The following is a 22,842-nucleotide window of genomic DNA, read 5'->3' on the forward strand; positions in this document are numbered from 1 at the left end:
GTCATGGAACTGCCTTTCGATTTCGCCACCCTCCGTGTCATCTGGTGGGGCCTGCTGGGCGTGCTCTTGATCGCCTTTGCCCTGACCGACGGCTTTGACCTGGGCGTCGGTGCCCTGCTGCCCTTCGTCGCAAAGACCGACGAGGAACGCCGCATGGTGATCAACACCATCGGTGCCACCTGGGAGGGCAACCAGGTGTGGTTCATCCTGGGCGGCGGCGCCATCTTCGCTGCCTGGCCGTTTGTTTATGCCGTCAGCTTCTCGGGCTTCTACCTCGCCATGTTCCTGGTGCTGTCGGCCCTGATCCTCAGGCCCGTGGCCTTCAAATACCGCTCCAAGCGGCCCTCGCCCCGCTGGCGCAGCTTCTGGGACTGGTGCCTGTTCATCGGCGGCTTCGTGCCCGCCCTGGTGTTCGGCGTGGCCGTCGGCAATGTGCTGATCGGCGCTCCCTTCCGCCTCGATAGCGACCTGCGGTCCTTCTACGAGGGCAGCCTGCTGGGCCTGTTCACCCCCTTCGCCCTGCTGTGCGGCCTCCTGTCGGTGACCATGCTGGTCCTGCACGGGGCTACCTGGCTGGGCCTCAAGTCCGAGCGCGGCCCGGTGCAGAAGCGGGCCTTTGCCATCGGCACGGTCGCGGGCCTGCTCAGCCTGGTGCTGTTCGCCGCAGGCGGCGCCTGGGTGGCCTTCGGTGACCTTGGCTTCCGCATCGTCGGGGTGGTCGACCCCAATGGCGTCTCCAACCCGCTGCGCGCCACGGTCGAGGCCGCCGGGGGCGCGTGGATGGACAACTATGCGACCTGGCCCTGGATGATGATCGCCCCGGCGCTGGGCTTCCTCGGTACTGCGGCCGCGCTCCTCGGTCTGTGGCGCAGGTCCGAGCCCCTGGCCTTCATCGGCTCCTCGGCCGGCGCGGTCGGCATCATCTCCACCGTAGGCCTGTCGATGTTCCCCTTCATCCTGCCCAGCTCGATTGATCCGACGTCCAGCCTGACGGTCTGGAACGCCTCCTCCAGCCACCTGACGCTGTTCATCATGCTGGTGGTGACGATCATCTTCCTGCCGCTGATCCTTCTGTACACCGCCTGGGTCTACAAGGTGCTGTGGGGCCGCTCGACCACCGCCGCCCTCAAGACCAACCCCGACCTCTACTGACCGGAAAGACCTGAGCCATGTGGTATTTTGCCTGGATCCTCGGCCTCGGCCTCGCCGTCCTGTTCGGCGTCCTCAACGGCCTCTGGCACGAGTTCAACCTCTTCGACGAAGGCGACACCGGCGAGTCCGTGCCGGATCCCGACGCGTAGGCGCTCACGCGACTTCAACGACGGCAAACCCGCTTGGTCACCCGGGTGGGTTTTGCGATTGTGCGCAGTCTGGAAAGAAATGGCAGGCGCGATAGTGCTTGAGCCTGTGACCTACCCTTCGGCTGCGATCAGATTCTTTTCGGGAACTTAATGAGGATGGCTTGGAGGCGCATTCAACACCCCCAAGTCCGCAATCGATTGCGTGACTAGTCCTGGCGCGCCGAATAGAAGCAACGCGGTCGACACGATGAGGATCGAGTTAACGAAATGAGCTCTAAGACTGTCATCGTGTGCTGAGCCAAGCAGCCAGTGTGCGGGCATCGCTTGGGTCATCTTCCGGGCCACATATAGCGTCGCCATTAGGGTCAACGCTGTGGCAAGCCAGTTGAGCCAAGAACTCTCGGATGCACCGGCGGCCCAACGGATGGCCGTTATGATGATGAGCCACTCAACGATCTGAAGCGCTACGGGAACGACATCGTCGATTAGCGCGGCGGTGATCGTGATGGGGTCCAGGTCATGGCGCCGCATCAGCGATTAATTCCAGATCGACATCGGGCGGCCGCGGGATGGTCAAGACGACGCTCGCCCCATTCTTTCGGCCCAAAAGCGATCACCAGAACGCCGACAGCCAGCCAATGAGAAACCTTCATGCACCGTCCTCCCTCCTGGCCACGATGTCAGCGCGGCTGCGGGGGCAAGCCAGCGATAGCCTGAAGGGCGGTCAGCGCCCGACGCCACCCCCCTAACCCCTCAGCTCACGAGGTCGGGCTCTTCGACTTGCGGCCATAGAGGTCGCACAGCAGGGCGATGACCCGGGCGGCGGTCGGGTCCGTGATGGCATAATAGATGGTCTGGGCCTCGCGCCGTGGGGCGATGACGCCGGCGTCGCGCAGACGCGCGAGGTGCTGCGAACAGGCCGACTGCGACAGGCCGACATAGGCGGCGAGGTCTCCGACGGCGCACTCCCCCTCGCTGAGGCGGCACATCAGCATCAATCGCTGCTCATTGGCGAACAGCCGCATCAGTCGGGCCGCCGGGGCGGCGCTGGCCTCGAGCTCGGCCAGGGCGGCCGCGTCGGGCGAGGGGAGGGCATCTGTCATGGCGTTTCTTCCGCAGGGGGTGGCGCGCCGACCGGCCGACCGTCATCCCTCAACGTAATATAGATCGCCGGGATCACCAGAACCGTCAGAAGGGTCGAGGAAATCAGGCCGAACAGCAGCGAAATGGCCAAGCCCTGGAAGATCGGGTCGAACAGGATCACGGCTGCCCCGATCATGGCCGCCAGCGCCGTCAGCAGGATGGGCTTGAAGCGGATGGCACCGGCCTCCAGCAAGACCTCCCGCAGGGGGCGGCCGGGCGTTCGGGCATGGCGAATGAAGTCGACCAGCAGGATCGAGTTTCGCACAATGATCCCCGCCAGGGCGATGAAGCCGATCATCGAAGTGGCGGTGAACGGCGCGCCGAACAGCATATGGCCGATGACGATCCCTATCAGGGTCAGGGGGATGGGCGTCAGGATCACCAGCGGAATGCGGAAATCCTTGAACTGGGCGACGACCAGCACATAGATCCCCAGCAGGGCCACGCCAAAGGCCGCGCCCATGTCGCGGAAGGTCACCCAGGTGATCTCCCACTCGCCGTCCCACAGCACGGTCGGAACCGTCTCGTCCGTCGGCTGGCCGTTGAGTCGGACCTCGGGCCGGGGCAGGTCACCCCAGTCGTGCGCATCAATGGCCGCTCCGATGGCGAGAATGCCATAGATCGGGGCCTCGAACTGACCCGCCAGCTCGGCCGTGACCATTTCGGCCGCCCGGCCGTCGCGGCGATAAACGGGCCAGCTGGCCAGTTCCTGGCGCGCATCCACGACCTCGCCCAGTTCGACGAGCCGATGCGTGCCGTCGACCGTGGTCCTGGCCACGGGCATCACGGCCAGCTGTTCGGTCCACGCCCGGGCCGACTGCGGCAGCCGCACGGCGATCTCAACGGGTGTGCGTTCGTCGTCGCGCGCGGCATAGCCCAAGATCCGCCCGCCCATGAGGGCGGCAACGGAGTCATGGACCTCGCGCTCGGACAATCCGAAGCGCTCGATCTTCTCCCGGTCCGGCACCAGCCTCAGCACCGGGCGGCGCTCCCCATACGAGTTGTCCACATCGACCACCGACGGCTCGGCCCGGAACAGGGTCTCCAGTTCGGCGGCGACGGCCCGGCGCGTGGCGGCGTCGGGGCCATAGACCTCGGCCAGCAGGGTGGCGAGCACTGGCGGGCCGGGCGGAGCTTCCACGACCTTGATCGATGCGCCGGTCGGCAGCGGCAGGTCCGCCAGGCGGCGGCGCAGGTCCAGCGCCACAAGGTGGCTGCTGCGATGGCGGTCATGCTTGGGCGCCAGCAGGACCGCGAGATCGCCCTGCTCCGGTCGGTCCCGCAGGAAGTAGTGGCGCACCAGGCCGTTGAAATTGAACGGGGTCGCGGTCCCGGCGTAGCTTTCCATCGACACCACTTCGGGCAGGGTCTGGGTTACGGCTGCGGCGGCGGCCAGGGTCCGTTCCGTGGTCTCCAGACTGGTGCCCTCGGGCATGTCCAGAACGACCTGCAGCTCGGACTTGTTGTCGAACGGCAGCAGCTTCACCGGCACTGCCCTGAAGCCGAACATCGACATGGCCAGCAAGGTGGCGAGACCCACCACGATCAGAAAGGTCCAGGCACTGCGACGGCTGCGGATCACCGGCGTCGCCACTCTGCGATACAGGCGGCCCGGCAGGCCCTCGCCCTGCTCGTGACCATGGCCGCCGGCCAGGGTCTTGCGCGCCAGGCGGATCATCAGCCAGGGCGCGATGACCACGGCGACAAAGAACGAGAACACCATGGCCGCCGAGGCATTGACCGGGATCGGCGCCATATAGGGGCCCATCAGGCCCGAGACGAACAGCATGGGCAGCAGGGCGGCGACCACGGTCAGGGTGGCGACCACGGTCGGATTGCCGACCTCGGCCACGGCCTCCACCGTCGCCTGCGCCCGGCTTCGACCATCGTTCATGGCCCAGTGTCGGGCGATATTTTCGATCATCACAATGGCATCGTCGACGAGGATGCCGATCGAGAAGATCAAGGCGAACAGGCTGACCCGGTTGATGGTGTATCCCATCAGGTTGGAGGCAAAGAGCGTCAGCAGAATGGTCGTGGGAATGACCACCGCCGTCACGGCCGCCTCGCGCCAGCCTATCGCAAAGCCGATCAGGACGACGATGGAGACTGTCGCCAGCCCGAGGTGCATCAGAAGCTCGTTGGCCTTTTCATTGGCCGTCTCGCCATAGTCACGCGTGACCACGACCTCCAGACCCTCCGGGATCAGGGTGCCCTCCAGCGCCTCGACCCGTGCCAGCACCGCATGGGAGACAACCACGGCATTGGCGCCCTGACGCTTGGCGACCGCCAGGCTGACGGCGGGGGTCCGGCTCCAGCCGCCGTCGGCACGGGTGTAGTGGGCAGCGCGGGCCTGATCTTCACGCGGCCCCTGAACGATCGTCGCCACGTCCCGCAGATAGACGGGCTCGCCCGTCGCAGAACTGACCGTGAGCATCGCCGCGTCTTCGGGCGAGCTCATCCGGTTCCCCGAGCGCAGGGGCACCGCCTGGCCCCCGTCGCGGACAGAGCCCGCCGGGAAACTGCGGTGCGCCTGACCGATGGTTTCAAGGATCGCGGACAGGGCAACGCCGCGGGCGGCCATACGGGCGGGGTCCGGTTCGACCCGGATTTCGGACGGCCGTCCGCCGACAATGAAGGTCAGGCCGACATCCTCGACCTTGCCGATCTCGGTGCGCAGACGCGTGGCCACGTCATACAGCGCCTGGTCGGTCCATCGGCCTGCCGTGTCGGCGCGCGGCGTCAGGGTCAGGACCACGGCGGGCACATCGTTGATGCCACGGGTGACGATCTGCGGCTCGGACACGCCGACGGGGATGGCGCCGTAGTTGGCGCGCACCTTTTCATGGACACGAACTGCCGCATCGTCGGGATCGGATCCGACCTCGAAGCGGGCGGTGACCATCACCCGGTCGTCCTCGACCTGCGTATAGACGTGCTCCACCCCATCGATGCTGCGCACGATGGCTTCCAGCGGCTTGGCCGCCAGTTCTGTGGCGTCAGCCACGCTGAGCCCCGGCGCGGCGACCATGATATCGACCATGGGCACGCTGATCTGGGGCTCCTCCTCCCGCGGGATCGACAGCAGGGCCATCAGGCCGACGGCGATGGCCGCCAGCAGCATCAGGGGCGTCAGCGGCGAGTGGAGCGTGGCGCGCGTCAGGCGACCGGAAATGCCGAGGTTCATCGGACGGGCTCCGGGCTCAGCACCACATCTCCGGCCTTCAGGCCTGACAGGACCTCGACCCGGTCGCCGTCGACCGGGCCGCCCAGCTGGACCGGCGCATCCGACACCCGTCCGGCGGCATCAACGGTGCGGACGAAGTCGATACCATAGCGTGTGGATACGAAGCGGCGCGGCAGGACCAGGGCCTTTCGCTCGCCGACCGGGGCCAGCACGGTGACGCGCTGGCCCACCCGGTCACTCGCCAGACCCTCGACGGCGATGTCGGCGGTGATCCGGCCGCCGCTGGCCGCCGGATAGACCTGGACGATGGTGCCATTGGCGGGAAGGCCGTCGCCGGACAGGCCCACAGTCTGGCCGACCCTCAGATTGCGGCCCTGGACCTCCGGCAACTCCATACGCAGGACAAGGGGGCCGGCGGTCACGGTTGCGATGGACTGGCCGGCGGCAACCACCGAGCCCGCCGGCACATCCGCGCTCAGGACGCGGCCGGACGTCGGGGCAAGGATGCGGCCCTGCGCGCCGGTCTCGGCGCTGGCGGCGCGCTGGGCACGGGCGGCCCGGGCCTGGGCGTCGGCGGCCCGGGCCGCCGCCTTTGCTTGGTCCAGGGCGGCCTGGGCATAGAATCCGCGATCAAACAGGGTCTGAACCCGGGCCAGCTGGGCCCGGGCCCGGTCGGCCTCGGCTTCGGCCGCCGACACCTGGGCGTCGAATGCGGCGGTCTGCAGGTCTACCCGGTCATCGGCGACCACGCCGATAACCTGACCCTGACGGACAATGTCGCCCTCGCGCACCGTCATCTGGATCAGGGTGCCCGGGATCCGCGCCCGCGCCTCTCCGAGATCGCGCGAGGTGATCTCCGCCGAGGTCGGCTTCAGGTCCGCGATCCACGTCTCGCCCAGGGTCAGGCGTTCGCCCGGGGCCGGTTCCGGGGCCGCCGGATCCGGCTCTGCTCCGCAAGCCGTAAGGCTGCCTATCATCAGGGAACCGGCGATGACAGCAGCAAGAGCGGCGTTGGATTTCATCTTCAGGCCTTTATGTTAGCTTGACCTAATATTAGATAATGCTAATGCTAGCGCAAGCCCGGTGATGATCGTCCTGGCGCAACAGCCTGGCGTTGATGGAGATCAAGGTCCGGTTCGTCGGGGCCCGCACACTGGAATATCGGAGACATCGAATGGGAGACCCGTCATGACCCGGCCCACCATTGTCATTCTCGGTGCAGGCCTGGGCGGCGCCATAGCCGCCTATGACATCCGTCGCACCCTGGGCGCCCAGGCGCGGATCGTCATGGTGTCAAAGGGGGACATCTTCCATTTCACACCCTCCAACCCCTGGGTGGCGGTCAATTGGCGAAAGCGCGAGGCCATCGAGGTCAGTTTGCCGGAGGTAATGAAGCGCAAGGGCGTCGAGTTCATCAACGTCGGCGCCAGCGGTATCCGCCCAGCCGACAAGGTCGTGGACCTGACCGACGGCCGGGTGATTGTCTATGACTATCTGGTCATTGCCACCGGTCCCGAGCTGGCCTTCGACGAGATACCGGGCCTCGGCCCCGACGGCCATACCGTCTCCATCTGCCACGTCGATCACGCGGTCGAGGCCGCCGGGGCCTTTGACCGGTTCCTCGAAAACCCCGGGCCCATCGTGGTCGGGGCCGTCCAGGGGGCCTCCTGCTTCGGGCCCGCCTATGAGTTCGCTATGATCCTCGACACCGAACTGCGGCGTCGCAAGCTGCGCGACAAGGTGCCGATGACCTTCGTCACCTCGGAACCTTACATTGGCCACCTGGGGCTGGACGGTGTCGGCGATACCAAGGGCCTGCTGGAAAGCGAGATGCGCCAGCGCCACATCAAATGGATCACCAACGCCCGGGTGACCGGCGTCGATGCCGGCCTGATGCACGTCGAGGAAGTCAACGATGACGGGACGGTCAAAACCGTCCACGATCTGCCCTTCACCTGGTCCATGATGCTGCCGGCCTTCCGCGGGGTCGAGGCGGTGCGCGGGGTCGAGGGTCTGACCAATCCGCGCGGCTTCATCCTCGTCGACAAGCATCAGCGCAACCCGACATGGCCCGACATCTTCGCCCTGGGCGTCTGCATCGCCATTCCGCCGACCGGTCCGACGCCCGTGCCGGTCGGGGTCCCCAAGACCGGCTTCATGATCGAGAGCATGGTTTCGGCCATCTCGGCCAATCTGAAGCAGATCCTCAAGGGCGAGGCGCCGTCCTTCGAAGCCAGCTGGAACGCCATCTGCCTGGCCGATTTCGGCGACGGCGGCGTGGCCTTCATGGCCCAGCCCCAGATTCCGCCGCGCAACATCAACTGGTCCGCCAGCGGCCGCTGGGTACATGCCGCCAAGATCGCCTTCGAAGGCTACTTCCTGCGCAAGGTCCGTAAGGGCCAGGCCGAGCCCCTCTATGAGAAGCTGGCCCTCGATCTGATCGGCGCCCACAAGGTGCGTCGTGTCAGCACCCCCGCCTCAACTCCGGAGACCCTGCCGTGAACCTCGACAAGATCGTCATGTTGTTCGCCGGATGCATCGTGCTGATCAGCCTCGCCCTGACCTACTGGGTTCATCCCGGCTGGGTCTGGCTGACCGCGTTCGTCGGCGCGAACCTGATCCAGGCTTCGGTCACAGGGTTCTGCCCTGCCGCCATGATCTTCCGCCGTCTCGGCGTCCGGAAAGGTGCGGCCTTCCGCTAGGCGCGGCCTTCGTCGAGGTCAGCACTGGAAGGAATGGTGGACGCGACAGGGATTGAACCTGTGACCCCTACGATGTCAACGCGAACATCTTCAATGATTTCAACGATTTGAAATTATCCACAGGCCGGAAACTCAAGGAAATCAGGCACCCCGCCCACGTTTTACGGGTGTTTCATGGGCAGTACAGAATTCCGAGTTTTGAGTTATCGCTCAATCGAGCATGCCGCCTGTTAACACTTTAGCTCGGATCAGCGTGCAGACGGCTGTTAATTAGCAGTTGAGTTCGCCCATATCAAGTCAACCTAAAATTCAATTCTTGACCTGATGGCAGGGACGTGCTAGGTAATAACTAGTCGGGTGGCGCTCCCCTCCCCCGCGGCGACGCTGAGCTCGGCTCGCCTTCCCTTCAATTCCACACTAGGCGCGGTCGCGCCTGCTTGAGGTCGATCGCGCAGCGGTCGGGCTACATAGGAGCGCTCATGAGCACCGTCACGCACACGCACAGCGAGGGTCACTGATGCTTCGCCCCCGTTTCAAGTCCAGCGCCGGGATCGCAGTTCGTCGGCACCCGCACGGCCATCTCCAATACCTCGCCGGTTCGCTTCACGCCGACCTCAGCATGGCGATCAGCCTGCGCGTGGGCGCGGAAGTCCCGGCTTCGCTATTCGCCGGTCTGCTGAGCCGCGGCGCTGATCCGGACGGGCACGGGTATGAGGAAGTAGTCGCCGCCGGCTATCTGAGGCAGACGGTCGGCCTGGCCCCGGCCGGATTGACCCGTATGGCCGTCCCCCATCCGGTGACCTTCGAGGCTTCCCAGCCCCTGCTCGCCACCCACATCGCCATCTTCAGCGCGGTGTCGGAAGGAGAACTGCTCTGGTCCGGCGCCCTCCGCGGCGTCCGCTATGAGCGTCAGCCGAGTTCGCGGGTCTACCTGCCGGCCTTCATGCTGACCGTGGCCAAGCCGCCGACTCCGAGGACGCGGTCGTGAGTGGTTCGAGGTTCGATGAGGGAATTTGGCCGCCCGAGGACGTCGGGGCCTTCCTGCCGCGGCCGGACTTCTTCGCCGCCGTTTACCGCCTGTCCGCCCATAACGACCTGATGATCAGATACTACGCGGCCGAGCAGTTCATCGCGCTGATGATCGGGTCTATTCCGCCATCCGAGGCTGCGGTAAACGCCGTTGAATTAGTCGACTACATCCTCATGAGCGGACGAGTACGGGATGGGGTCGGCGAGTTCCTGTCGGGCTCTTTTTCTTTCCCAGAGGAAGTAGAGGACTGGGATCAGTTCGGCGATGGCGGCCGGACCGCAGGCCTGATCCTGGAGGTGGTCTGCCTGCCGAAGGTTGCGGACCGGGCGGCCATCCTCTCCGCCCTCGCCCTGCACGCTGTCGAAGGGGCCGAGGTGCCGGAACCGCACATTGGACACATCCGACGCTTCCTGTTGGGCGCGCGAGGCGAGCTCGCCATCCGGCGGGTCACCTGAGAGCGGCCTTAGAACCCTTTCAAGCGCAGGATCACCCAGTGCGGCAGGTCCATCCTGGGCCGCAGCATCTCCTCAAAGGTCTCTTCCGCACGCTCGATGCCGTCGAGCAGGGCGAGGTAGAAATCCTCCGAGGCGAGTTTCAGGAGCGACTCGAAGGTCACCATGTTCTGCGCATAGCGTGCGTTCCCGGTGTGGCGAAACCACTTCTCGGGCGCGACGGTGATCGTTCGAGTAGCTCCTTTATGAGCGACCTCGACCGCCGGCAGCTTGCCGGTTCTCTTGAAGCCCGGCTTGCCAAACGTCTTGTCGATTTGAACATCGACCCAGATCGTGATGGGCTTGCTGCGGGAGACGCAGGTTAGTCGCAGGTCTTCCCCCTGGTTCTTCATGGCGATTTCACCGATTTCACTGACGCGGGTGACGCCACCGGCCTTGGTGATGACCTTCACCAGGTCTGCGTTGCGCTCCATCTCGTCGCGGAAGGCGCGACGAATGCCGCGCATGGTGATGCCCTTGCGGCAGTATTCGTATTCTCCCAACTTGGGACACTCCTCTGTGGACAAGGAGCGTCACTGCAAGAGCCGTTCATCATTAACGCCCGCCCGTCTGGAGGCCGCTTAGCGCCAGGAGGGGACCCTAGCGGGTCGGCGAAAAGCGGACATTACCTTTCGTTATTTGCAGCCAAGATGGGCTAGCTGAAATCACAATCAGATGCTCGCCGGGGCTATAGCCCGTGACTGGCTACCGACCGCAGCTCGGCTGCAGCGAGAAGCACGGTTATCCATGGCCGCGCTGGCGGAACTTGGCGTTGCGCGATACCTTGCCGGCTAAGTTATTGCCCCTGTGGGTCTGTTTCCGCCCTCAGTTAAAGGGAAATTTGGCTCTCAGCGAACTGCGTATGAATCAGCCGCCTGGTGTGTAGTCCTTTCCGCTCTGTCGCGAACGTCACTAGGTCCTGTGAGTTGACCCCACGACGGACAGCGGTTGCGAGAAACGTAAGCGTTGGCGCGTCATCGGGATCTTGACCTCTTTCAGCTAGCACTAAGCTAGCTGCTTGCGCGATAAGGCCCAAGGCGAAGGAGAAGCCGCGAGGCGCAATCTCTGTCGCGATTTCTCGTGCCCTCGGGCAATGCGACTTCTTTGCTAGCGAGCCCCCGAGGACCGTCTCGATTTGCGCCAATGGCAAGCCGTTCGTCCATGCAATCAGAGCATCCCTCAGGCGTGGGAGCTCTCCAGGAACTTGGCCATCCTTGGCCAGCCCCAAGGTCTGACGCAACGCTAATTTCGAGTTACCGAGGATGTCCATGTTCTCTGGTTCCGCCTGAAACCAGTCCGTCGTCCAGGTGATCCAGGTAGCAACGTCGGCGGGAAGTTCGGGTGTCGCCCGCAGGCGGGCCATAAGTGACTGCAATATCGGTGGGCGCAGGCCTGATCGCGCGGCAGCGTTGAGCACAAAGGGCTCGTAAGTTTCGATCTCGGAAGCCGCGATTTCAGCCTCCAAACTGGTCAGTTTGTCAGCAAACTCAGCTTCCGCGCCCTGCTGTCGCGCGAGGAATGCGCCAAGGGATCGCGCCCCAACATCCTGGACACGGGACATGCCATCCTCATTCCCATGAAGGCGATTTATCAAGTAGTCGATCTCAGGCAGCTCGGCTGCTTCCTGCATCTTGTCCAAGACAAAGCCGATCGGATCGTCGAGCTCGATGCAACGATCGCTTTCAGGCAGAATCGACTTGAGCTTGCTCTTCGCAGCGAACTCGGGCTCCCCGTTGGCAAACGCTAGGAGGCCCTCCGGCACCAACAGCACCACCCCATTAGCAAGGTGTCCAGCGCGACCGGCTCGCCCTGCCGCATTAAGTAGCTCGTGCGCTTTCAGACTTTCCCGTCCGCCCAACTCGGCGCGCTTGTCGCCGGCAATGATTGCAAACTCCGCCGGTAGATTCATGCCCTGTGAAAGTGTGGTCGTCGCGACAATCACCGACGCGCCATTTTCCCGTCGGTACAGCGTCTCGACGAACCGACGCTCAGCGGGCAAGAGGTCGGCGCAATGGGGAAGCGCGGGTGACCACCCTGGCACCAGAGATGTCGCTCCCGGACCCATTTCGTCTTGGATGGCGGCCCAGAGTTCGCTTTCAAAGTCCGTTTTGGTTTCGACTGCGGACAACCGCTCTGCGATCCGCTCGGCGTTGGTCAGCGTTTGCTGCGCGGTGTTAACGAAGACGATGGTCTTCAGGCCATTCGCTGCTGCGGCGGCGGCCACAGCTGATGACACGACGCCCGTATTAGACGTTACAAACACTCTTCCGTCTTCACCGACCTTGCCAGCGAGTTGGACGTCGTCGCTCAGCAGCTCAGTGAGAGCTATGTCGGTGTTGGCCCCAATGTTCCAGTTATGCTGAAGCCCGAAGAGCGCGTAGGGCCTTGCGTGCAGTTCGGCTTTAGTCGCCTTGCCCACGCCCGCCGTGCCGGCAGTCAGTCGAGCCCGATCCGCCGCACCGCGAATGCTCCTGAGGGATAGTCTATCATACAGGAGCACGCCACGAGCTTGCCTGCTGGGCTTCCAGATCGGATTAACAAGTAAGCAGTCTCGGCCTGTGATTGCGGCTATCCAGCGGATGAAGTCCGCTCCGTCCTTCACCATTGCGGAGAGGAAAAGTAGGTCTGCAGCAGGTACCTGCTTTTGAAAGCCGAGAACGCAGAGCATCCCGTCGATGGCACGGCGCACTGAGCCAGCCTGCGGCGATAACATGTGGCACTCGTCAAAGACCAAAAGCCCAACGTCGTCGAAGGCTTCCGGCGCCATCGTTAGACGCGCGAGGCACATTTCGGGCGTCATGACCTCAATGCGAGCCAGCGGGAGAAAGTCGCTGAGGAGCAGGTCAAAGTCGGTCGAGACCGATCCACCAATCACGTCGCTTGGAAAGGCCTCCTCAAGATCGTCGCGTAGCTGATCGGCTAGGGCGTGCGTTGGGACTAGGAAAATCACGGATTTGCCCCGTCCGAGCACGCCGGCGATTTTGAATTCAGCCACGGTCGTTTTGCCGGCCCCGGTCGGCAACGTCATCAGCGCCGATATGCCCGTTTCATGGAAGCGGGCTTCAAGGGCGGTCCGGTGATTTGGCCACATCAGCGGCTTGGATTGAGCGCGATGATTTAGCCAACGCGCCCAGAACTCCGCATCAGTTCCATTGGGTGGAGTCAGCCGCTGGATCGATGCCGACGCCAGCGTCTCTCCTGCCGCTCGCAATAGGAGGCCAAGGTGCCTTGGCCCAGGGTAAGTGGTGACGAGTTGGCTCTCGGCGAGAGGGAAATCCTGTGTGTAGGACGAGAGATCAACTACTTTCCCAAATGCATCGCCTGATTGCTCAAACGCAATGGTATCGGAAGCTGGGTGGCGACGCCCGAGGAGTTCTGCGGCAAGAAGTTCGACGCCATCTAGAAGAGCACCGTAAAGGATAGCCGTTCCATCACCCCGAACACGGCGGCGGTTGAGGTCAGCTCGGCGGCCAGCCCGTGTCAGGACATCTTCCAAGTTACCCTTCCCAAGCGCTCTCAGACTTTCAGCCAAGAGGCTGATCTGAAAATCTTCTCCCTCCACGCGTGACGGGAGAGCACTGGCGGCTTCGTTGGCATCCGGATATTGCTCGGCAGCCAAGAACAACAAGGAAGCCGATATCGCAGGATGGACCTGGTCGCGCGTAAGAAGACCTTCGGTACCTGCAACACCAGTCCCCTTCGACAACAGCTGGTTCGCCGTGCCCGCCACGAACGCAGCGGCGCGGCGTTCGTCGGCCGCCCCGCTGAGGACGGCTATCAGCTCATAGGTGTCAGCGATCTCGGCTAGCTCGGTCTTCGGTCCGGTTTGATCGACGCCCCGATTCAAACGGGCAGCAACGAGCTGTGCATAGGCCTTGGTAAGTCGGATGGGTAAACGGTCTGCCGGCTGTGCCGGAAGGTCGGGTGCCGATCGAATGAGAGCGGCTGTGTCGGGGTCAAACATCCTCGTGCCCCAGCATCTCCAGATCGTCTTGCGCCTCAACATGAGCGAGCGCAGCGGCTGCGAGTGCAGCTATCCACGTTCGGACGTCATCATCGGGCAGCTTGAACACAGCGCCTAGACGTTGGTCCTGATTGATCCCCTCGAGCTCGTCATAGCCCTTGAACAAAGCTGCTCTGGTCGCGGCGCACGAGATTGCCGACCCCACGGGAAGGCTGGCACGGTAGCGCCGTTTGTCATGGCGCACGATTTTCTGTGCTGCTGCTGGAACGCTTCCCGGCTGTAACCCGGCCTGCTTGAGAAGCTCGGAGGCACCAGCGACAAGTTCGGAAGAACGCTCCCGATTATGATACTTCTTGAACGCTGGCATGACGTCATCACGGAATATGCGTCGAGGATCTTCCGAGCACTTGTCCTCAAAGATTGTCGCGCGAGCGATCTCGCCGCCCGACACCTTGATCAGCAGGCCGTCTAAGCCTTGGGTCGTAGACTTGATGTGCGGATCGCGAAGGTATTCGTCAGCCTCGATGTTCTGACAAGCCGCGACCCACGAGATGCATTCAAAAACGAACCCATCACGGCCATAAAGCGTGGTGCCGTGGCCGACCGTGAGGATACGCCTCGCCTGGTCTTTGATCTCATCGAGGCCGAGGTTCACGCCGCCAGACGAGATGCCAGCAAGGATATTGGCGACGTGCGCCGCTTGGCCTAACGCGATGACAGCGACAAGATACGCGAGATGATCGAAATCGATCATCTGCCACTCCTCGCCGATGCAATGTTGATCGATATCGGCACGCGATATCGTCAGCGCTGGTTGGGCGCTCGGCATAGTTTCCCCCTCGACCTGCGCGCTAGCCGAGTTTTTCAAGAAGGCTATCGTCGAAGCTGGGCCGTGACAACTTCCGGATGCGTCAGCTCAAACTGAAGCTCCGCGAGTCAATCGACTGCCGAGTGGGTGCGCGGCGCGCCCCGGTTGTGCGACGCGGCGATCGGCGATCACTGCCGCTACCTACCGCTCCGGCGAACGGCTTTACGACGCACCCTAGGTCTGCTGGTTCAAGTTCGGCCAAACCTGAGGTCGTCCACACCGGGGTGCTTGCGCGGGGCGACGCGCCCGCTTAGGTGTTCAGCCGGCAGACCTTGTAGAATGTGGTTCCAGTACCGGCACATACCACGGACATTCGGCACGTCCGCTTTGAGTCAAAAGCGGGCGAAAGCCACGCGATCATGAGGGGGGGGCGTAGCTCACAGAACACTGCCACCGATCTTCGTACAGCGCCGTCAGCCCCCGCCCGATCAACAGCGTGTGCGATCTCACAGCCCCTCCGGCGTGTTCGATCTCCAGGGTGACCTGCCGGTCGTGGAAATCGTCCGCCCGGTTCCTCCTTGGTCGCCGCACTGGTGAAAAGGTCGCTCCTTTGCGTGCAGCCGCGCTGGCGGCGAAACGAGCGCCGATGTCACGCCGAGCGGCGGAATCGTCAGGGTCGTCGCCCGCTTCGGGCGCGTACTCCACCACGATCGATTTCACTGTCGCTACTTCAGCCAAATCGGAAACGAACCTGATCTGTGCATCCCTCGCCGAGGAGTTCACCAAAGCATAGGGATCGCTGATCGTCGCTCTTCTGATCAGCTTGCCTTCGAATAGGGACAAGATCTCCGGCGTGGGTCTTGGCTCGTACGGCGCGCGAAGCCAGACACGGGCACCCGTCCGCTCGATGGCTTTCGGCAGACTGAGAGTTGGCCGGGGCGCCGTGACGACCGGGGGTTCAGCCCTACGGCTCGCCGCTGCCGGTAAGCCAGCCTGGTGAGAGGACGTGGCAGTCTTGCTCTCTTCGAGAGGCTCAGGAGCATCAGGTTCGCTCGTGAGTGAGACGTCGTCGAACAGGCGGGTGAGATCGGCGTCGTTCGCTTCGGGGGGAAGGAACAGGTCTCGGGTGAGCGCCCGCTTCCGCTCCATGAGGGCGTCCAGGCGGAGATCGAAGCTGGACTTGTTAAGCGCCGGGTCGGGATGGACCGCCAGCGGGATGTGTATGAACACGTCCTTGGTTTGACCGATCCGGAAGACCCGGTCGGTCGCCTGATCCTCAACGGCTGGATTCCACCATCTCGAGAGATGCACCACGTGGTTGGCTGCCGTGATCGTCAGGCCAACACCGCCCGCCTTGGGGGACAGGACCATGACATCGAACTGATCCGGCTCGGACTGGAACTGCTCGACCATCTTTTGTCGGGCAGGTCCCGGAACGCCGCCATTAATCCGCATTGGGCGACGGGGAAGTCCATATCGGGCCTGAACCAGCTCCGCGAAGCGGTCCTGCATGGCGAGGTCTTCCACGAAAACGAGCACTTTTTCGTTCTTGCGCCTCGCCTCATCAAGCACCTGGAAGGTGCTTTGAATCCGCGCCGACTCGGATGCGAAGGCAGCCAAGTCCCCAACCGGCTCCTGGGGACCACGAGGATGCAAGGACGTCCCTCGCATCGCGGCGAGAAAGGTCAGCATCCCTCCCTTCCCCAGCGTGCCAGACGCTGAAGCCGCAGCGGCCCTGACCACGACATCCTTATATGCTTGGGCTTGAACCGCCGGCATTTCGACAGGGTACGGAACCACGGTTTTCTTTGGCAGGCCTTCGAGCGCCTCGGATTTCAGGCGTCGCAGCATGAACGCTGGCTTCTCAGCGTCTCCGTCCATGAGCAGTGACTTGAGTTCCGCAAGCCCCGCCCTGTTCTCCGGCGGGTACCGCTTTTCGAAATCACGACTAGATCCAAGTAGACCGGGTGCAACAACGTCCATCAGCGACCACAGGTCTTGAAGCCGATTCTCGACGGGGGTTCCGGTCATCCCCAGTACGAACGCGGCGTTCAGCGTCTTGGCGGCGCGGGTCATCTGACTCGCTGGGTTCTTCAACTTCTGGATCTCGTCATAGACAATGATCGCGAAGCGGGTGCGGGCGAAGCTGAAGTGATAGTCTCGTAGGGTCTCGTAGGTGGTCAGTACGACACCGGCTTGCCGCCACGCCCCACTATCGAGCGCGGCGCGCCCCGTGTCGATGTCTCTGCCAGCAAGTCCGGATTCCTCGCGAAGCCTCTTCAGGTCTCCGCCAAAGGCCCGCGCGATGGGGCCCAGCCCGGGGTCTTCCAAGTGCTTTCGGATTTCACTCTGCCAGTTTCCCAGCAGGCCGGTCGGCGCGACTATGAGAAGAGGCTCGGCAGGCCGCCGTCCGGCCGCGGCTTCGCTCTGCATCCACGCCATAAACGCGATAGCCTGGAGCGTCTTTCCGAGGCCCATGTCATCGGCGAGGAGTGCGCCGGGGCGTCCAATCGAGGCGCTTCTCGCAAGCCATTCCAGACCTTCAACCTGGTGGGGCTTTAGGCGGCTGCGGAGGCCCTTCGGCTCCGCGAATGCGGTGGGTTCGGCCGGGCCAGAGTCGCCAAGTGTGGGGGTGGCGTATTCAACTTCTTCGAAGTTGTCGCGAACAACCAGGAAGAGCTTCCCCTGCGTCGCCCCATCCCATCCCTGCAGCGCGTCGGCCCCGACCTCTGGATCGCCCGGCTCGCCTCCGATGGCAAACGGCTGCAGGCTTTGGACTGCAGCCAACATCTGGTCATTGACCGGCAGTGACCGTGGAGGAGCCACATTTTCATCTGCTGCAACCAGCAGATCGCTCACATCGACGGTCTTGGCTTCGGCGGCGTGTGCAGCCTCCACCCGACTGATCAAGAGTTGGGTCTGATCAATCGGGACTACGAAATAGTCGTCGCCAACTCGTAGGCCGAAGCGCTCGGGGATCCACTGGTTCTTGCCGAGCGGTGTCAGCCACGGCAGGACCGGCTTGCGCCAAACGTCCACGCCGGCGACTCGCTCGGAGAACTGCTCCGTCTGTACGAACAAGCGCTCCAGACCGAGCTGATCGGCTATTGACGCGCCTAATCGTTCTCGCAAAATTCCGGTGGGGTTGAGCACGAAATCGCGCCGTTCGGATTCCGGCGAGCCTTGGAGTCTGCGAATTTCCGCAAGGATCGGACGGACTGCAGGGTCGACGTAGACGTACTCTCCTTTGCGCAGCACATACGCCGATCTGGCGCCATCGCTGGCGTAGAACCGGGTTTTGGCGAAGATTCGCTGCGCCGGCTCCGGCAGCAAACTGTCCAGGTCTTCATCTAGAGGCTCGTCCGCGGTTTCAGCGTCCGCGATTGATCTCGAACCAAACAGGACCGGATCAAAAGTGGTCGTGGTTGGAGTCAGCTGAGTCAGTTTCAGCGATACCCCCGAGGCGTAGTGAATTCGCAGATCCTGCAAGTAGGCGTCGGCGCTTACCGCCAGGTCGGGATCCTCAGGCCACCGCGCCTTGAGCTCTGCAATGGCTTGATAACGCTCGGCGTCATCCGCGATTGGACTGCCGAGTCTGAGAGCGGCTCTATAGATGGAGAAAAGAGGTTCAGGAATGCGTTGGAGGCCGTTCGCGGTCCTCAGTACAGCCCCTCGGACCTCCACTCGTTCGGCAGCGCCGCCGGGGCGAACCCAACGCGCCGCGACCACGAAATCTTTATCCTGGATCCCACCTTTCGGGGAGAGGTCGAGCGCCAGTCGAGTTGGCGGCGGAAGATCTAGAGCTGCAGAGATGGAAGCGTCGATACGGGCAAGCGCTGCCGCACTGATCCTAAGACCGGCTCGGTCCACGACAATCTCGGGCTCGCCCTCCGCCTCTGAATTGGATCGTAGTTCGGTCAGAGCGGCAGCGGCTTGAGGCGCCTTGGTCGGCCAATCATCGAAGGCGATCGCCTTGTCGCGCTCCACCAGCTCGAGGATCAACACCTCACCATCGACCCGGCACAAGAAGCGCGCTTCGCGCTCTTTCCGGCCCTTCCAGAGCTTAGACACGTTTGGGCCTCCAGCTCACACGCTCGCTCCAGAAGTGTCGCCCTTCGATTATTGCAGCGAACGTCTTCTGCCAGCTGTAGGTAGAGGGCGAGGGGTGGGATTGCTGCTCCGGGGCGCTGTAGAGCTCCCCTTTCTGATAGCGACTACGGTATAGCTCCGGACGCCCTCGCTCGCCTTTTCGCCAGAAGTTGCATTTGGCGTTGTGACTCCAGTCGACAATTAGCAAGTCGCCAATGCGCATGATCAACGCCGCGTGGGTTGAACCCTTGTCTTCCTGGTGACCGAACGCGGTGAGGCCCGCCTCGCTGTTCTCCCTAGCGGCTTGTCTTGCCAGCCGGGCGCCATCGCTGCCGAACGCGACCCACGCTTCTTCGATCTCTGGAGCTCCTTCTTCTCCGAGAAGATAGGCGGTCCAGAAACGGCGCCGGTAGCTCCACATCTTCCTGCCTGCTGGATCGTGAGCCAGGCTTCGATCCACGATGTCGAAGAACTGAAACACTGACGCCCGCGTCAACCAGCGCATCAGGACAGCATAGGCGTCCGGGGCTTGCTCCCGGACGGGGCGCCACGCCGCTGGCTTGGTTCGCGGATCGCCGCCGCCGAGCGCCTGCAAGACCTCGATTAGCCGACCGCGATGCTCCTTGGGCGGATCATCGTTCGCCCAAGGCAGAAGGAGTGCGGACACCGCGTGGGGAAAGGCGCGGGCGAATATGATCCTCCCGTCAGCGTCCCTCACCCACTCGATGATCCGCTCCTGCAGTGGAATCGAGGCGAGGCCGCGCTTTCCGGCCACCTTTCTCGTCGCCTCCACGAAGGCGGCCTCGGCCAAGCCGCCTCGCTGTCGGATAGTCGTGTCCAGGCCGAGCCTGCTCAAGATCTCAAGCGGAGGCCTATCGGACCCAAGAACAGCATCAGCGATCGTGGTGGGGGCCTTCTGGGGGTCGAAAAGACCGACTGATCGATCAAGCCCGACCCAAGGCTCGACGGATCGCCCTTTCCAACGCCTGAGCAGCTGCCGAATCCGTTCCGCGAATAGCTTGAACGCCTCGCCCTCGCGGAAGCCGTCGATGTACGCCGCGACCAGCGCAAAAAGGGCGGATCGCTGACCCTTTGCCCCGACCCGCTCAAAGATCGCATCTGTCGTTTGAACATTGTCGATGAGGGGTTGGGGGTCGTGGAGGAAAACCTTGCAGGCCTCCCGCAGATCGCGCCTCTTGAGAGCCTCGACCTCTCCCCGCTCAACAGCCTCATGAACGCGGCGTTGAAGGGCTCCTGTCTGCTCGGCATCCATCGCCGTCCCTCCGATGCCGGGCAGGGTCGCGACCGTCCTGTTCAGGGCAATAGGCTCAATTGACCCCACTTTAAGCCGCCGCGACAGCGCGTCCGGCTGCGCCAGGATAGCCGCGAGCCCCGTCATCGGTTCAGCTCTTGAGAAACCGCCTGGATTGCGGCGGTCGAGTCCGGCGCAACCATGATCAGACGAAGATCGATGCGGCGGTTGCTACGTTTTGCCGCCTCGTCGTCTCCGGCGGCGACCGGTCGTTCAGAGCCATAGCCGCTCACACTGAGGACCGCAGCGCAGTCATCACCTTTCATCGAGCACCGCGCGGCGATTGCCGGCTGGTGATCAATCAGCGCACGGAAGGTGTTGGTCGCACGGATAGCGGACAGGTCGAGGTTGTCCCGGATCAATCCGCCGCCCGACAGAGCATCGACGTCTGTGTGCCCTTCGATGTAGACGGACTCGATCCGGTAGGCCGTGTCGGGGCAGGTCGACGGCCGCGCCTGAACGCTCTCCCGCGTATCGGTGTAGCAAGGCAACACCTCCGAAAGCGCATCTGCGAGGTGACCAACGGCGATCAGGCCGTCCGCCTTGAGTTCCGCTCGCCCACTGTCGAACAGGATTGCGTCGGGCAGTCGGAGGATGCCGTTCTGGGTATCGATCGTGACCTCGACGCCCTTCTCCCGTAGCGTTTCCTGGAGCTCACGGAGGATCTCGGCCCGTTGACGGTCGGCCCCCGTCATCTGGTCTGTGATATCCTGAAATTGCAGAGCAAAATACATGAGCATGATGATGAAGATGAACACGAGCCCGACCATCATGTCAGTCATCGAGACGAAGTAGTTCTCTTCGTCGACTTCGGACTCGTGCGCGTCGTCGAGGATCATTCAGCAGCCTCTTGGACCTTCGCCTGCTGCTCGACGTAGTCGCCCAACGCTTCGGCATAGTCCTCGATGGGCGCCAGCGCGTTGGAGAGTTTGCTCACGGCGTCCGCCAAGGCGCTGTCGGTCTTCGTCGCGAAGGAGGAGAACTGGGTCAGGCTGTCGCCCAGCGTCGAAGACATCCGCTCTGCGGCTTGCGCCAGCGCCTTGTCGACCTCCGCGAACCGGCTGCGGTAGTTGTCCCAGGCCTCCTCGGCCGCTTCGTAGGTCCCCTTCATCTGCACCGCGAGCTCCTGCATCTGCTCGAGCGCCTGGGCGTCTGCGGCGCGTCCAGCCTGGATGGCGGACTGGATCTTGGAGACCGCCTCGTCCATCGCCTGCGCCGCTCGCACGATCGGCGCCGCCACGGTGTTGAAGCCTTGCCCCGCCTCAGCGATCCTGGACACCAGAGTTCCGGCTTGGCCGGTCACGCCGGACAGGGCCTCGGCCGATCGGACGGCCTGATCTCCGCTACGGACGAAACCTTCCGACGCTCGGTCCACTGAACCGGCGGCATCGCCGACCGCCTTGGCGAGGCCCAGCACCGTGGCCCTGAGCTCACCGCCAGACTCCTCGATCGCGCTGGCGAACGCGCGTTGACCCTCCGCCACTCCGGTCGCGAGCACCGCCTGGACCTCGGACTGCATCGTCGAAGCCGCTTCAAGTCCCGCGGTCTTCAGGCTTTCCACGGCGCTGTCGATCGCCTCGGCAGATCGGGCTTGAGCTGTCGCCAGTTCCTCGAGCGTTCGTTGCAGGACATCAGCCTGCGCCTTGGCGGCCGCTTCCCCTTGAGCCTGCAGGTTGGCGCCCATCCCATCCACCTGCGCCGCCAGGCGGTCGAACGCCTCGCGAATGTCGGCAGCGGCCTTGGCGAAGTCAGACCCGGCGTCGCGGATCTGACGGGCCGCTTCATCGCCGGAGCTTCCGACGGCCGTGCTGATCGCCTCGATCTTCAAGCCGAGGGTCGCAAGCACCTCGCTGAGGCCGCGGAGCTGATCGCCGCTCACCTCTTCGATCGCCTTCCGGGCGCCGTCGCCAATGCCGGCTGTCACCTCGCTCATGCTGTCGACCATCTGCGAGATGGAGGAAGTCATGGGCGCAAGAGCTTGCTGGAATTGCGCGCCGATCCGGTCCCCGAGCTGCATGGCGAAGTCGGTGTTGAAGGTTTTCAGCTGGTCCCGCTGCTCCTTCATGACCTCGAGCTGTTCGGCGGCAAGGCGCTGGGGCGGCACATACAGCAGGCCTCGTTCCAGCAGGCTGCTGATCTGTTCGGTCAGGCCGCGCGATTTCTTACTCAGATCGTGCTCGACGAACCTGAGCCAGATCGAGGCGATCAGCCCCGCGACCGAGGTGAAGAATTTGGCGCCCGCGACCGTTAGGAGGCCGGCCAGCGCGCCCTTGGCGGCGCCAACATCATCGCCGGACATGCCTTGCGCGGCTTGGCCAAGGGCGACGATCAAACCAATGAACGTGAGGATCAGGCCGATCCCGACGAAGACGTTCGAAGCGAACGTCAGATAGGCCAGCCGGGGCGCCACCCGGCCGAAGAAGACGCTGGGGCGACCTGTGTTGCGGATCGGGTCGGCGTTTTCGTCGACGAAAGTCTCCTGGAACTCGCGCCAGGCCTGGACGAGGGCATGGGCGCCCGGCTCCTGCCGACCCATGACTGCGGACAGATCGACGAAATTGGCGGCGAATGCTTGGCGCTCGCTAAGTGGATCCCCGGTGTCGCCCAGCGCTGATTTCAGGGCCTCGACACGCGCGCGCGCCGCCGCAAGATAAGGGGCAATCTCCTTCCGCGCTCGCCAGTGAAGGAAGCCGGCCATGCCCAGCATGATCGGCAGCAGCACGAACGGCACGAACCACTCGTGCACATAGGCCAGGCTCAGGAACCACAGGACCTTGTGAAGGGCCCCGTTCAATGCGTCTTCCACTACTTCCCC

The 22,842-nt window shown here is 63.6% G+C and carries 16 protein-coding genes; 6 read left to right on the forward strand and 10 right to left on the reverse strand.

Annotated elements, in window-relative coordinates:
- Positions 1-3 precede the first annotated feature (3 nt).
- Together cydB and cydX are read left to right on the forward strand one after the other, a co-directional pair.
- On the forward strand, positions 4-1,152 hold the full coding sequence (gene cydB / locus IBJ06_RS01625) for a cytochrome d ubiquinol oxidase subunit II (protein ID WP_292156775.1): 1,149 nt from the start codon (positions 4-6) through the stop codon (positions 1,150-1,152).
- A 17-nt stretch (positions 1,153-1,169) separates the two neighbouring features.
- Positions 1,170-1,301 carry a cytochrome bd-I oxidase subunit CydX gene (cydX, locus tag IBJ06_RS01630; protein ID WP_292156776.1) on the forward strand — a complete coding sequence of 44 codons (132 nt, stop codon included), beginning with the start codon at positions 1,170-1,172 and terminating at the stop codon, positions 1,299-1,301.
- 758 nt (positions 1,302-2,059) lie between these two features.
- Here the strand turns inward: cydX and IBJ06_RS01635 are convergent.
- The 3 genes from IBJ06_RS01635 to IBJ06_RS01645 are packed head-to-tail and all read right to left on the reverse strand — an operon-like array spanning position 2,060 to position 6,653.
- Complete coding sequence (locus IBJ06_RS01635; RefSeq protein WP_292156777.1) at positions 2,060-2,404, reverse strand: metalloregulator ArsR/SmtB family transcription factor; 345 nt, start codon at positions 2,402-2,404, stop codon at positions 2,060-2,062.
- On the reverse strand, positions 2,401-5,631 hold the full coding sequence (locus IBJ06_RS01640) for an efflux RND transporter permease subunit (protein ID WP_292156778.1): 3,231 nt from the start codon (positions 5,629-5,631) through the stop codon (positions 2,401-2,403). The genes IBJ06_RS01635 and IBJ06_RS01640 overlap by 4 nt, the downstream gene beginning before the upstream one ends.
- The gene (locus tag IBJ06_RS01645) at positions 5,628-6,653 is read right to left on the reverse strand and encodes an efflux RND transporter periplasmic adaptor subunit (protein WP_292156779.1); all 1,026 of its coding nucleotides are present in this window, start codon (positions 6,651-6,653) and stop codon (positions 5,628-5,630) included. The genes IBJ06_RS01640 and IBJ06_RS01645 overlap by 4 nt, the downstream gene beginning before the upstream one ends.
- 166 nt (positions 6,654-6,819) lie before the next feature.
- On the opposite strand from IBJ06_RS01645, the gene IBJ06_RS01650 reads away from it, so the two are divergent.
- From IBJ06_RS01650 to IBJ06_RS01665, 4 genes are all read left to right on the forward strand, one after another.
- Positions 6,820-8,133: an FAD/NAD(P)-binding oxidoreductase gene (locus IBJ06_RS01650; RefSeq protein WP_292156780.1), complete on the forward strand. Its 1,314-nt coding sequence runs from the start codon at positions 6,820-6,822 to the stop codon at positions 8,131-8,133.
- Positions 8,130-8,333 (forward strand): DUF2892 domain-containing protein, encoded by a 204-nt coding sequence (locus tag IBJ06_RS01655; protein ID WP_292156781.1) that lies wholly within the window; start codon positions 8,130-8,132, stop codon positions 8,331-8,333. Before IBJ06_RS01650 ends, IBJ06_RS01655 begins: the two co-directional genes overlap by 4 nt.
- Before the next feature lie 517 nt (positions 8,334-8,850).
- Positions 8,851-9,321, forward strand: a complete 471-nt coding sequence (locus IBJ06_RS01660) for a hypothetical protein (protein WP_292156782.1) — start codon at positions 8,851-8,853, stop codon at positions 9,319-9,321.
- The gene (locus IBJ06_RS01665; protein ID WP_292156783.1) at positions 9,318-9,818 is read left to right on the forward strand and encodes a hypothetical protein; all 501 of its coding nucleotides are present in this window, start codon (positions 9,318-9,320) and stop codon (positions 9,816-9,818) included. Before IBJ06_RS01660 ends, IBJ06_RS01665 begins: the two co-directional genes overlap by 4 nt.
- 8 nt (positions 9,819-9,826) lie before the next feature.
- Here the strand turns inward: IBJ06_RS01665 and IBJ06_RS01670 are convergent, their stop codons facing one another.
- From IBJ06_RS01670 to zorA, 7 genes are all read right to left on the reverse strand, one after another.
- Entirely contained in the window at positions 9,827-10,357 is a 531-nt protein-coding gene (locus tag IBJ06_RS01670) for a hypothetical protein (protein WP_292156784.1), read from the reverse strand.
- 326 nt (positions 10,358-10,683) lie between these two features.
- On the reverse strand, positions 10,684-13,818 hold the full coding sequence (locus IBJ06_RS01675; RefSeq protein ID WP_292156785.1) for a DEAD/DEAH box helicase: 3,135 nt from the start codon (positions 13,816-13,818) through the stop codon (positions 10,684-10,686).
- On the reverse strand, positions 13,811-14,572 hold the full coding sequence (locus tag IBJ06_RS01680) for a hypothetical protein (protein WP_292156786.1): 762 nt from the start codon (positions 14,570-14,572) through the stop codon (positions 13,811-13,813). The genes IBJ06_RS01675 and IBJ06_RS01680 overlap by 8 nt, the downstream gene beginning before the upstream one ends.
- Positions 14,573-15,043: 471 nt before the next feature.
- Entirely contained in the window at positions 15,044-18,697 is a 3,654-nt protein-coding gene (locus tag IBJ06_RS01685; RefSeq protein ID WP_292156787.1) for a DEAD/DEAH box helicase, read from the reverse strand.
- Positions 18,690-20,114 (reverse strand): EH signature domain-containing protein, encoded by a 1,425-nt coding sequence (locus tag IBJ06_RS01690; RefSeq protein ID WP_292156788.1) that lies wholly within the window; start codon positions 20,112-20,114, stop codon positions 18,690-18,692. Before IBJ06_RS01690 ends, IBJ06_RS01685 begins: the two co-directional genes overlap by 8 nt.
- On the reverse strand, positions 20,111-20,866 hold the full coding sequence (locus tag IBJ06_RS01695; protein ID WP_292156789.1) for an OmpA family protein: 756 nt from the start codon (positions 20,864-20,866) through the stop codon (positions 20,111-20,113). Before IBJ06_RS01695 ends, IBJ06_RS01690 begins: the two co-directional genes overlap by 4 nt.
- Positions 20,863-22,833, reverse strand: a complete 1,971-nt coding sequence (gene zorA, locus IBJ06_RS01700) for an anti-phage ZorAB system protein ZorA (RefSeq protein ID WP_292156790.1) — start codon at positions 22,831-22,833, stop codon at positions 20,863-20,865. The genes IBJ06_RS01695 and zorA overlap by 4 nt, the downstream gene beginning before the upstream one ends.
- Positions 22,834-22,842: the final 9 nt, after the last annotated feature.

Source organism: Brevundimonas sp., from assembly GCF_016742135.1.
Lineage (GTDB): Bacteria > Pseudomonadota > Alphaproteobacteria > Caulobacterales > Caulobacteraceae > Brevundimonas.